Consider the following 11,784-nt stretch of genomic DNA (forward strand, 5'->3'; position numbering starts at 1 on the left):
GCGCGACGACCGCGACCGCCACGACGAGACCCGCGGCGGCGATCCACGGCAGCAGCACCCCCAGCACCACGAGCGCGCCCCGGACCGCCGCCGTGAACGACGCCCACCCCGTGCCGAGCCCGTCGACGAACGTCGCCGGGCGGGCCTGGGCGGGTGCCTCGTCGGGTGCGTAGAGGACGATCACGACGGTCGACAGGGCGACCCGGTCGGCGATGTGCGCGCGCTGCGCGCGCAGCTGCTCGAGCGTCGCTTGACGCTCGGTCAGCGCCTCCTCGGCCGCGATCACGTCGGCGTTCGTCGTCGCGCGCGCCAGCAGGTCGGACATGCGCGCGACCGACAGCTCGGTGGCGGCGACGCGCGCGTCGAGGTCCTTCGCGGCCGTCGTGACGTCCTCGGTCTCGAGCTGGAACTCCCGCACGTCGGCGATCTCGCGCAGGTCGTCGGCGAGCGTGGTCATCGCGTCGGCCGGGACCCGCACCGTGAGCTCGGCGCTGCCGGCGTCGCCACCGCCGTCCCCCGACCGTTCGGAGCGCGCGTCGACGCGTCCTCCCGCGCGCTCGACCAGCGCGACCACGTCGTGCGCCGCCGCGACCGGGTCGGGCGCGAGCATCGTGACGTGCGCGGTCTGCACCACCTGCTGCGCGGTCCCGGTCCCGTCGTCGGCACCGTCCTGCACGCCCTGCTCGGCGGCCATCGCGAGCGCCCCGTCGGCGGGCGCCCCCACGTCGCCGGCGGGCTCCGAGGCGCCGCCGTCGCTCGCGGAGCACCCCGCGAGGGCGAGCGCGGCGAGCGTCAGCACGAGGGCTGCGCGGCTCGCGCGGCGGCGGAGCACGGACAGGTGGCCGGGGGCGTCCGACGAAGGCGTCATGCCTGGTCACCGTAGGGACGACCGGACCGGGGTGCGGGGGTTCGCCGGGATCGTGACCCGTCCGTCACCGGATCGGCCCCGAGCGGTGACCGGCGGTCCCCGTCCGCTCAGACGGGGACCGCGCGCGAGGCCCACAGGTGGGTCGCCGCGAACGCCCGCCACGGCGTCCAGGCGTCGCCCGCGGCCGCGACGTCGCGCACGTGGTCGACACCCAGCGCGCGGCGCAGCACGAGGTCGCCCGCGGGGTAGGCGTCGCGGTCGCCGAGCGCGCGCAGCGCCACGACGTCGGCGGTCCACGGCCCGACGCCCGGCACCGCGAGCAGCCGGGTGCGCACCGCGGCGCCGTCGACGCCGGGGGCGAGGGTCAACCCGTCGGCGCACGCCACCGCGATCGCGTGGACCGCGCGCGCCCGGGCGTGCGGCACGCGCAGCACCGCCTGCAGGTCCACCGGGTCGACCGCCGCGACGTCCGCCGGGGCCGGGTACGCGCGCAGCCCCGACGCGTGCTCACGTCCGAACGCGGCGGCGAGCCGGCCACCGGTGGTCGCGCCGGCGCGCAGCGACACCTGCTGCGTGAGCACGGCCTGCACCGCGACCTCGAAGCCGTCGGGGTGACCGGCGACGCGCAGGTGCGGGCGGGCCGCCAGCAGCGGCGCGAGCAGGGGGTCGGCGCCGAGCGTCGCCCGCACGGCCGCGAGGTCGTCACCGGTGCCGAACCAGCGGTCGACGAGGCGCGTGAGAGCCACGGGGTCGACCGGCTCCGCGGTCCGCAGGCTCACGCCGTCGGCCGTCACGTCCGCCGTGACGACGACGTGCCCGCCGCCCAGGTCCACGAGGCGGCGCACCGACCCCGGGCCGACCTCCTCGACGCCCGGCACGGCACGCGCGGCCATCGACGCCAGCACCGGTGCCGGGTCGAGCGGCACCGCGACGACGAGCTCGGCGCCGCCGGTGCGGCGGACGCCCGCCGGGGGAGGGCCCGCCGTCGGCGCGCCCGTTCCTGACGGATGTGGTGGAGGGATCGGGGGCACCGCGTCACGGTAACGGCGGGGTCCGACACGTCGCGTTCGCGGGAGGTCTCGGCAAAGGATCGGTCGCCTCCTGGTCGCACGTTCGAGATGCGCCGGTCACACGACGGTGCCATGCTTCACGCAGCAGCCGATCGCGGTCCGACCGTGACCGGCCGTCGGCGGGTCACCAGATCCACGTCACGTCCGCAGCGCCACAGGGTCCGGCGAGAGCCGGACCGGCCCCTCGGGGCCAGGGAGACCGCCACGCCTCGTGCCGGCGAGACGGCTCTTGCACCGGGTCCCGCCCCCGTCCTTCGGGGGCGGGACCGGTCGTCTCCGGGCGTCCGCCGACGGCGGTGCCGCGAGCGGGCCCCGGGACCGACCGCGCGGTGTGACGTTCGTCGCGGACGCCTTCTCCCGGGTCGCGCACCCCCGCCGGTCCGTGCCTACCGTGGAGCGATGACGCTCCCCGCCCCGGGCGCGCCGACCGCGGTCGCGGCGCCCGCCCCCAGCCCGTCCGAGTCCGCCGTCGCGGTCGTCGCGCGCGACGTCGGCGGAGCCTTGCTGCCCGTCGTCGCGATCGCCGTGGCCGTCGTGGCCGCCTACCTCGCCGCCGCGGCGCTCGCCGTGCTCGTGCGGCGCCTGGCGCCGCGCGCGCCCGTGGCCGCCGACCTCTCGCGCCGCTCGCGCCGCCCGCTGCGGGCGACGCTGCTGGTCGTCGCGGTCTGGGTCGCGCTGCGCGTCTCGACCGACGCCGCGCAGGCCTGGCGGCCGCCCGTGGAGCACGTGCTCCTCGTCGCCCTGATCGTCGCGCTGACGTGGCTGGTGGGCTCGCTCGCGTTCGTCCTGGAGGACGTCGCGCTGCAGCGCTACCGCGTCGACGTGCGGGACAACCGGCACGCGCGCCGCGTGCGCACGCAGGTGCAGGTGCTGCGGCGCATCACGGTCGCGGTGCTGGTGCTCGTGGGCGTCGCGGGCGTCCTGCTGACGTTCCCGGGGGCGCGTGCGTTCGGCGCGAGCCTCTTCGCCTCGGCGGGTCTGCTGTCGATCGTCGCGGGCCTCGCGGCGCAGAGCTCGCTGGCCAACGTGTTCGCGGGCCTGCAGCTCGCTTTCACCGACGCGATCCGCGTCGACGACGTCGTCATCGCGGACGGCGAGTGGGGGCGCATCGAGGAGATCACGCTGACGTACGTCGTCGTGCACGTGTGGGACGACCGGCGGCTGATCCTGCCGTCGACGTACTTCACCACGACGCCGTTCGAGAACTGGACGCGTCGCTCGGCCGAGCTGCTGGGGACGGTCGAGATCGACGTCGACTGGCGCGTGCCCGTCGAGGCGATGCGCGCCGAGCTGGCCCGGCTGCTGCAGGTCACCGACCTGTGGGACGGCCGGGTGGGGATCCTCCAGGTCACCGACGCGGTCGGCGGGCTGGTGCGGGTGCGGGCGCTCGCCTCGGCCGTCGACGCCCCCACGCTGTTCGACCTGCGGTGCCACGTGCGCGAGGGGCTCGTCGCGTGGCTGCAGCGCGAGGCGCCCGAGGCGCTGCCGCGCACGCGCCTGGAGGCCGACGAGCGGGCGCCCGCGCCGCACCCGGTCGCACCGGGCGCCGAGGGCGGTGACGCGCGGCTGTTCACCGGGAGCACCGAGGCGGTCGCGCGCTCGCAGGCGTTCACCGGCCCGGGGGCGGACGCGCTCGCGGAGCGGGCGCGTGCCGATGAGGCCGAGGACGACGCGCCCGAGGACGACGCGCCGCCCGAGGACGACGTGCCCGACGACGGCGCGCCCGACCGCGACGACGGGACCGCCCCCCACGCGGCGGCACGCGAGCGCTAGCCCCGCGAGCACCCGGTCAGTCGTCGAGCCACGGCGTCCACCGTCGCCGCAGCGCGCGGTCGACGCCCGCGAGCAGGGCCGCCCAGCCGAGCCACGGAGCCCACGCGTCGGGCGCCTCCCACAGCGCCGGTGCCTGCCACGTCACGTCGACCTGCGCGAGCAGCACCGACAGCAGCCGCAGCGCGGGCGGCACCTGCGCGAGCAGCCCCACGACCAGCACGACCCACGCGGTCGCCGCGACGGCGGCGCTGGCCGTGGGGTGCTCGCGCGCCACGCGGTCGCGCCACGCCTCGGACGTGCCCGGCAGCGGGTCGAGGTCCCGGGTGCCCGCGGTCGTCTCGAGGCGCGCGTGCCTGACCCCGAGCAGGCTGAGCGCGACGTGCACCGACGCACCGTCCGGGAGGTCGAACCGCGCGGGGGAGCGACGCTCCTCGGCCAGACGGCCGTCCCGGTACAGCCGCAGCCGCTCGTCCAGGTCGAGGTAGTGCACCTCGACCACCCAGTCGCTGCCGGCGTGGTGCGTGCCGAACGCGCCCCGCCACAGCGCCGTCCAGCCGGTGACCGGCCGGAACCGGCGGCCGGGGCGGTCGTCGTCGGGGCGGGGGGTCGCGTCGTGGTCGTCCATGGTGCGGCCAGTCCAGCCCGCGGTGCCGCCGACGTCGTCGGGCGGACGGAGGGTCCTGCTGCCGCCGTCTCCTCCGGACGACGGAGACCCGACCTCACGCCCTGGGCGTCCCGGGCGTCTGCACCTCGGACGGCGCGGCACGCGTGTCGGCGGGTGGCGGGAGGATGACGTCATGACGACGAGGTACGCGGTCGTGGGGTCGCCGGTCGGTGCGGTCGCGGTGGCGGTCGCCGACGGCGCCGTCACCGACGTGCGGCTGCCGCAGCCCGACGGGTCGGCCGCGACGGACGGCCTCGGCGTGCCCGCCGACCCGGCCGACGACCCGGTGCTGGCCGCCGCGGTGCAGCAGCTCACGGCGTACTTCGCCGGTGAGCTGCGGGAGTTCGACCTGCCGTTGCGCCCGCGCGGCAGTGCGTTCCAGCAGCGCGTCTGGGAGGGCCTCGCGCGCGTCCCGTACGGCACGACGACGACGTACGGCGCCCTGGCCACCGCCGTGGGGCTCGACGCGCGCACGACCGCGCGGGCGGTGGGTGCCGCCAACGGCGCCAACCGCCTGCCGATCGTGCTGCCGTGCCACCGCGTCGTCGGGGCCGACGGCACGCTCACCGGGTTCGCCGGCGGGCTCGAGTGCAAGCGCGCGCTGCTCGCGCTCGAGGCGCGCGTCGCCTCGGGCGAGAGCACGCTGTTCTGAGCCCGGCCGCGCGGTGGGCGTGCCGAGGACGACCCGGGAACGTCCGGGGACGGGGAGAGGACGTGTGAGGCGATGACCGTGCTCGTGGCGCTGCTGCGCGGCGTCAACGTCGGGGGAGCGACGCGCGTGCCGATGGCCGACCTGCGGCGCGTCGTCGCCGACGCGGGCTACGCCGACGTCCGCACGCACCTCAACAGCGGCAACGTGCTGCTGACGAGCGCGCAGGACCCCGCGGACGTCGCACGCACGCTGCGCGCGGCGTGCGCCGCGGCGTTCCCGGTGCAGCCCGACGTCGTCGTCCGCACGCGGGACGAGCTGCACGCCGCGCTGGCGGCCGACCCGTTCCTCGACCGCGACGACGACCCCGCGCACCACCACGTGGTGTTCCTGCCGGGCACCGAGCCGGCCCGGGTGCCGGACGTCGAGGTGGTCGCGCCCGAGGCGCTCGCCGCCGCGGGGCGCGAGCTCTACCTGTACCTGCCGCACGGCATGGGGCGCAGTCGTCTCGGCGCACGGCTGACCACGGGGGCGCGGCCCGTCGGCACGGCGCGGAACCTGCGCACCGTGACCGCGCTCGCGGCGCTCGCCGACGACCTGGAGGCCGCCGCGCGGGACCGCTGACCGTCGCGTCGAGGCGCAGAGCGCGTGCCGGGATGCGGTCCGCACGGGCCGGTGCGACGGTGGCGGGACGCCCCGGGCAGGGCGGTGCGAGCCGACGACGAGGATGTGGTGCGGGTGCGTGCGCTGACGTGGCAGGGCCGTGAGGACGTGCGGGTCGAGGACGTCCCGGACCCCCGGATCGAGGAGCCGACCGACGCGGTCGTGCGCGTGACGTCCACCGCGGTGTGCGGCTCGGACCTGCACCTGTACTCGGTGCTCGGCGCCTACCTGCGGCCGGGGGACGTGCTGGGTCACGAGGCGATGGGCGTGGTCGAGGAGGTCGGCCCCGAGGCGGGGCGGCGCCTGCGGGTCGGCGACCGGGTCGTCGTCCCGTTCGGCATCGCGTGCGGCACGTGCCACCTGTGCGTGATCGGGCTGCAGAGCCAGTGCGAGACGACGCAGGTGCGCGACCAGGGCAAGGGTGCCGCGCTGTTCGGGTACACCTCGCTGTACGGCAGCGTGCCCGGCGGCCAGGCGCAGTACCTGCGGGTGCCCCAGGCGCAGTACGGACCCGTCGTCGTGCCCGACGACGGCCGGCCCGACGAGACCTACCTGTACCTGTCCGACGTCCTGCCGACCGCGTGGCAGGCCGTCGCGTACGCGGACGTGCCGCCCGGTGGCACCGTCGCGGTCGTGGGGCTCGGGCCGGTCGGCCAGATGGCCGCGCGCATCGCGCTGCACCGGGGAGCCGGTCGCGTGATCGGCATCGACATCGTCGCCGAGCGGCTGCTCATGGCCGCCCGGCACGGCGTCGACGTGATCGACGCGGCGCGCGCGGACGACGTCGCCGCGGCGGTCCGGGACCGCACGCACGGGCGCGGCGCCGACGCGGTCGTCGAGGCCGTCGGCATGGAGGCGCACGGCTCGCCGCTCGCGGCCGCCGGGCAGCGGGCGGCCGCGTTCCTGCCGGACGCGTGGGCGCGACCGTTCATGGAGAAGGCCGGCGTCGACCGCATGGCGGCGCTGCAGACCGCGATCGCGGTCGCCCGCCGGGGTGCGACCGTGTCGGTCGTCGGCGTGTACGGCGGCGCGATCGACCCGTTCCCGATGATGGACGTGTTCGACCGTCAGCTGACGTTCCGGTTCGGCCAGGCGAACGTGCGGCGCTGGTACGACGACCTGCTGCCGCTGGTCACCGACGACGCCGACCCCCTGGGGGTCCACGACCTGCGGACGCACCGCGTGCCGCTCGAGCAGGCGCCCCAGGCGTACGACGTGTTCCAGCGCAAGGCGGACGGCTGCATCAAGGTCGTCCTCGACCCGGCGGCCTGAGCCGTGGGCACGCGGGGGTCGGCATGAGGGTCGCCGTGGTCGGTGCGAGCGGCAACGTGGGGACGGCGGTGCTGCGCCGGCTCGCGGCGGACGCGACCGTGACCTCGCTCGTCGCCGTGGTGCGCCGCACGCCCCGGCGCCCGCCGCCCGCACCGTACGACGCGGCGACCTGGGTCGCGTGCGACGTCGGTGCCGCCGACGACGCCGCCACCCTCGCGACGCTGGCGGACGCGTTCGCGGGGGCCGACGCGGTCGTCCACCTCGCGTGGGCGATCCAGCCCAGCCACGACCGCGAGCGGCTGCGCGCCACGAACGTGCTCGGCACGCGGCGCGTCCTGGCGGCGGCCCGACGTGCGGGGGTCGCGCACGTCGTCGCGATGTCGTCCGTCGGCGCGTACTCCCCGTCACCCGGGGACGAGCCGCGCGACGAGTCGTGGCCCACCGACGGCGTGCGCTCGTCGGACTACAGCGTCGACAAGGCAGCCGTCGAGCGGCTGCTCGACGAGGCCGAGGCGGAGGGCGACCGGGCGGTGGCGCGGCTGCGCCCCGCGCTGGTGTTCCAGCGGGCGGCGGGGGCCGAGCAGTCCCGCTACTTCCTCGGCCCGGCGGTGCCGACGCGGCTGCTCGACGGCGACGTACCCGTGCTGCCGTGGCCGCGCGGCCTGCGGCTGCAGGCGGTGCACGCGGACGACCTCGCCGACGCGGTGCGCGAGGCCGTCGTGCGGCAGGCGCGCGGCGCGTTCAACCTCGCGGCGGCCGGTGTGGTGCGCGGCCCCGACGTCGCCGCGCTCGTCTCGCGCGGGCGGCTGCGCGAGGTGCCGCCGGCGGCGGCGCGCGTCGCGCTGCGGGCCGCGTGGCACGCACGCGTCGCCCCCGTGGGGCCGGGGTGGCTCGACATGGGCATGTCCGCGCCGCTGCTGGACACCGGGCGCGCCGAGCGCGAGCTCGACTGGCGGCCCGCACGCACCGCGGTCGAGGCCGTGCACGACGCCGTGCGGGGCGTCGCCGCCGGCGCCGGCACCGCGAGCCCGCCGCTGCGCGCGCGCCGCACCTGACGGGTACGCCGGCGCCGCGGGTCGGGGTGCGCGCCGACCGGCTGCGCGGCACGCTGGGCCCATGACGACGTCACCGCCGCCCCCGCTGCCCGAGGTCGGCACCGACCCCGACCGGCACGTGCTGGGCAACCCCGACGCACCCGTGACGATCGTCGAGTACGGCGACCTCGAGTGCCCCTACTGCCGCGACGCCGAGCCCGTGCTGCGGCGCCTCGTCGAGGAGTCCGACGGTCGCGTCCGGCTGGTGTGGCGGCACTTCCCGCTCTTCCAGGTCCACCCGCACGCGCTCGCGGCGGCGCTCGCGGCCGAGGCCGCGGGTGCCCACGGCCGGTTCTGGGAGATGCAGCGGCTGCTGTTCAGCCACCAGGACGCGCTCACCGACGAGGACCTCGCCACGTGGGCGCACGAGCTCGGCCTCGACCCCGAGGAGATCGCGGGCGAGGGTGCCGACCGGTACGCGCGCGGCGTGCAGACCGACTACGAGAGCGGCATCGAGCTCGACGTGCCCGGCACGCCGACGCTGCTGGTCGACGGCGTGCGGTACCGCGGACGGATCGAGCTCGAGAAGCTGCGGGCGCTCGTCGCCGCGGTGTGAGGCCGCGCCCGGCCCGTGCCGTGCGTCCCGTCCCTGGGCGCCCGGCCCCGCGCCGCGCGTCCCCGGACGTCCCGCTCCGCGCGGTGCGCTCCGCGCGGATGCCGTGGACGGCGGCGTCGTGGGCGACGATGAGGGCGTGGAAGCCGTAGAACCGACCGCACCGACCGCCCTGTCCGCCCCGACCGCACCCGCGCCGGGCGGCGCCGCCGAGCACCGGGCGCAGCCGCCCGTCCCGCGCACCGCGCTCGTGACCGGTGCCGGCCGGGGGATCGGTCGCGAGCTCGCGCTCGCGCTCGCCCGGGACGGCTGGGCGCTCGGCCTCGTCGGCCGCACGACCGCGCGCCTCGAGTCGGTCGCGGACGAGGCCCGGGCGCTGGGCGCGCCGGTGGTCGTCGCCACCGCCGACCTGGTCGACGCGCAGGACGTCGCCGAGGCCGTCGCGCGCGTCGGCGCCGGGCTCGCGCCGCACGGGGGCGTCGGGCTGCTCGTCAACAACGCGGGCGTGATCGAGCGTTCCGAGCTGCCGTTCGCGGACGACGACGTCGAGGACGTGTGGCGCGTCGTGGAGACGAACGTGCGGGGGCCGCTGCTGGTCACGCACGCGGTGCTGCCGGGCATGCTCGCGCGCGGCGGCGGTCGCGTCCTCAACGTGAACTCCGGGTCGGGGCACCGGGCGCTGCCGACGTACACGGGCTACGCGATCAGCAAGGGCGCGCTCGCACGCCTGACGACGCAGCTGCACCACCAGTACGCCGACGCGGGGCTGCGCGTGCTCGACCTCGCGCCGGGGGTCGTGGCGACCGACATGACCGGGGCCATGCCCGTGCACGTCGGCCGGACCGACTGGACCGACCCGGCGGACGTCGCGGCGCTCGCCCTGGCGTTCGCGCGCGGCGAGCTCGACGACCTGTCGGGGCGGTTCGTGCGCGCGGGCGTCGACACGGTGGGGTCGCTGCGGGCCGCGACACCCGCGATCCTCGACGCCGACGCGCGCACGCTGCGGCTGGCGACCTGGGGGCCGGACGACCCGGTCGCCTGACGCGCCGCGACGTCACGCCGGCCCGACGACCCGGTGCCCCGACGGCCCGGAGGCCTGGGGCCGCCCGGCGGGTCAGCCCGCCGGGGACCGCCACGGCAGCGGCGGGAGCGTCGGCGGCAGGCGCGGCGGCGAGCACAGGGGGAGCCGCTCGCCGAGCCAGCGCAGCAGCAGCGACCCCGCGACGGCCGCCACGAGCGACCCCGTGAGGACGCCGATCTTGGCGCGCTCGAGCAGCACGGGGTCGTCGAACGCGAGCTGGGCGATGAACAGCGAGATCGTGAACCCGATCCCGGCGAGCACGGCGCCGCCGAGCACGTGCCCCCAGCGCACGAGCCCGGGCAGGTCGCCGAGCCGCAGGCGCAGCGCGAGCGTCGCGGCGCCCGTGATGCCGACGGCGTTGCCGACGACCAGGGCGACGGCGACGCCGACGGTCAGGCGTGAGCCGAACGCGTCCGCGAGGGTCGCGGGGTCGAGCCGCACGCCCGCGTTCGCGAGCCCGAACAGCGGCACCACGACGTACGCGCTCCACGGGTGGAGCACGCGCTGCAGCCGGTCGCCGGTGGGCACGGCGGCGCGTCCCGCGACCTCGGCCGCGTGCTCGCGGTCCGCACCGCCCGCGACGAGGAACCGCCGCGTGTGCACCGCGACCGCGCGTCGCCGCTTCTCGTGCGGGACGGCCGTCGGCACGATCAGCCCGACCAGCACGCCCGCGATCGTCGCGTGCACGCCCGAGGCGAGCACCGCGACCCACAGCGCGAGGCCCACCACCACGTACGGGGCGAGCCGCCACACGCCGCGCACGCGCAGCGCGACGAGCGCGCCGGTGAGCACGCCCGCGGCGAGCAGCGCCACGACGTCGACGCCGTCGGTGTAGAACACCGCCATCGCGAGGATCGCGCCGATGTCGTCGACGATCGCCAGCGTCAGCAGGAACAGCCGCAGCCGGTCCGGGCAGCGCGGGCCGAACAGCGCGAGCACGCCGACCAGGAACGCGGTGTCGGTCGACATCACGACGCCCCAGCCGCGCGCGGCCTCGGTCCCGCCGTTGAACGCGAGGAACACCAGCACGGGCACGATGAGCCCGCCGAGCGCGCCGAGCGCGGGCACGGCGACCGCGCGCGGGTCCCGCAGGTCGCCGCGCGTGGCCTCGCGGTTGATCTCGAGCCCGACCACCGCGAAGAACACGGCCATCGCGAAGTCGTTCACCCAGTGCTGCAGGTCCATCACGAGCCGACCGTCGCCGAGCACGACGCCGGCCGGCGTGTGCCACAGCGCGGTGTACGCCTCGCGCCACGGCGAGTTCGCCCACACCAGCGCGGCGACCGTGGCCGCGAGCAGCACGACGGCGCTGCCCGCCTCCGTGGCCAGGAACGTCCGCATCGCCGGGGCGAGCGTCGAGACCTTCGACGACATCGTGTCGCGCAGCGGGTGCTGCCCGGGCGGACGCCGCAGCACCCGCTCGCGCAGCGTCGGCCGCGCGCCGGGCGTGCTCAGCGTCGCCCCCGCGGTGCGCGGTTCGGTGCGTGCCGCGTCACGGCGCGGCGACCGTCGGGTCGGCCGGGACGTGCGCACCGTGGCCGGCGGCGCGCAGCGCGTCCCGCAGCCGCTGCGCCGCCGCGTCGAGCTCGTCGGCCGGCACGTCGGGGCGTGCGTTCGCGAACGTCAGGCTGGACTCGTCCCACGCGGGCAGCACGTGCAGGTGCAGGTGCGGGACCTCGAACCCGGCGACCAGCAGGGCCGCCCGCGGCGCGTCCCACGCCGCCTGCTGCGCGCGACCGACCGCCTTGGCGACGGTCGTCAGGTGCGCGAGCAGGTCGTCGGGGGCGTCGGTGAGCTGCTCGATCTCGGCGCGGGGCACGACCAGCGCGTGTCCGTCGGTGATGGGGGCGATGGTGAGCAGGACGACCGCGCGGTCGTCCGACCAGACGAAGCGTCCGGGGATCTCGCCGTCGATGATGCGCGTGAACAGCGTCGGCATGCGCTCACGCTAGCGCGTGCCGCGGGCGTGCGCCGGTGCGGGAGAGGTGCGTCCGGACGGGTGCTCGCGGCCGGCGACACGCCGTGCGAAACGCTTCAGCAGCGGGAGGTCCCTTGTGGTGGGCGCGACCGACCCCTAGGAATCCCCTGTGCGCGCCC

The 11,784-nt window shown here is 77.4% G+C and carries 12 protein-coding genes; 7 read left to right on the top strand and 5 right to left on the bottom strand.

Annotated features, from left to right (window positions below):
- A partial coding sequence (locus ATM99_RS05235; RefSeq protein ID WP_062101874.1) for a DUF4349 domain-containing protein occupies positions 1-868 on the bottom strand: 868 nt, incomplete at its 3' end.
- 107 nt (positions 869-975) lie between these two features.
- Positions 976-1,899, bottom strand: coding sequence for a DNA-3-methyladenine glycosylase (locus tag ATM99_RS05240; protein WP_223304809.1), 924 nt, complete (start codon positions 1,897-1,899; stop codon positions 976-978).
- A gap of 438 nt (positions 1,900-2,337) precedes the next feature.
- Here ATM99_RS05240 and ATM99_RS05245 point away from each other — a divergent pair, with 438 nt between their 5' ends.
- Positions 2,338-3,711 (top strand): mechanosensitive ion channel family protein, encoded by a 1,374-nt coding sequence (locus ATM99_RS05245; RefSeq protein ID WP_082659301.1) that lies wholly within the window; start codon positions 2,338-2,340, stop codon positions 3,709-3,711.
- A 16-nt stretch (positions 3,712-3,727) separates the two neighbouring features.
- On the opposite strand, the gene ATM99_RS05250 is transcribed toward ATM99_RS05245, so the two are convergent.
- Positions 3,728-4,336: a hypothetical protein gene (locus ATM99_RS05250; RefSeq protein ID WP_062101875.1), complete on the bottom strand. Its 609-nt coding sequence runs from the start codon at positions 4,334-4,336 to the stop codon at positions 3,728-3,730.
- 172 nt (positions 4,337-4,508) lie between these two features.
- Here ATM99_RS05250 and ATM99_RS05255 point away from each other — a divergent pair, with 172 nt between their 5' ends.
- From ATM99_RS05255 to ATM99_RS05280, 6 genes are all read left to right on the top strand, one after another.
- The gene (locus tag ATM99_RS05255; protein WP_062101876.1) at positions 4,509-5,027 is read left to right on the top strand and encodes a methylated-DNA--[protein]-cysteine S-methyltransferase; all 519 of its coding nucleotides are present in this window, start codon (positions 4,509-4,511) and stop codon (positions 5,025-5,027) included.
- A 72-nt stretch (positions 5,028-5,099) separates the two neighbouring features.
- Entirely contained in the window at positions 5,100-5,648 is a 549-nt protein-coding gene (locus ATM99_RS05260) for a DUF1697 domain-containing protein (RefSeq protein ID WP_062101877.1), read from the top strand.
- 114 nt (positions 5,649-5,762) lie between these two features.
- Positions 5,763-6,959, top strand: a complete 1,197-nt coding sequence (locus ATM99_RS05265) for an alcohol dehydrogenase catalytic domain-containing protein (protein WP_062101882.1) — start codon at positions 5,763-5,765, stop codon at positions 6,957-6,959.
- Positions 6,960-6,982: 23 nt separating this feature from the next.
- Positions 6,983-8,014 carry an NAD-dependent epimerase/dehydratase family protein gene (locus ATM99_RS05270; RefSeq protein ID WP_062101878.1) on the top strand — a complete coding sequence of 344 codons (1,032 nt, stop codon included), beginning with the start codon at positions 6,983-6,985 and terminating at the stop codon, positions 8,012-8,014.
- A 61-nt stretch (positions 8,015-8,075) separates the two neighbouring features.
- A complete protein-coding gene (locus tag ATM99_RS05275) occupies positions 8,076-8,609 on the top strand; it encodes a DsbA family protein (RefSeq protein WP_062101879.1) in 534 nt (177 codons plus the stop codon).
- Positions 8,610-8,778: 169 nt separating this feature from the next.
- The gene (locus ATM99_RS05280) at positions 8,779-9,648 is read left to right on the top strand and encodes an SDR family oxidoreductase (protein WP_062101883.1); all 870 of its coding nucleotides are present in this window, start codon (positions 8,779-8,781) and stop codon (positions 9,646-9,648) included.
- Positions 9,649-9,720: 72 nt separating this feature from the next.
- Here ATM99_RS05280 and nhaA read toward each other — a convergent pair whose 3' ends face one another.
- The gene (nhaA, locus tag ATM99_RS05285; RefSeq protein ID WP_223304811.1) at positions 9,721-11,103 is read right to left on the bottom strand and encodes a Na+/H+ antiporter NhaA; all 1,383 of its coding nucleotides are present in this window, start codon (positions 11,101-11,103) and stop codon (positions 9,721-9,723) included.
- Between the two features lie 76 nt (positions 11,104-11,179).
- The gene (locus ATM99_RS05290) at positions 11,180-11,626 is read right to left on the bottom strand and encodes an HIT family protein (RefSeq protein ID WP_062101880.1); all 447 of its coding nucleotides are present in this window, start codon (positions 11,624-11,626) and stop codon (positions 11,180-11,182) included.
- Between the last annotated feature and the right edge of the window lie 158 nt (positions 11,627-11,784).

It is taken from the genome of Cellulomonas sp. B6 (assembly GCF_001462455.1).
In the GTDB taxonomy this organism is placed as follows: Bacteria; Actinomycetota; Actinomycetes; order Actinomycetales; family Cellulomonadaceae; genus Cellulomonas.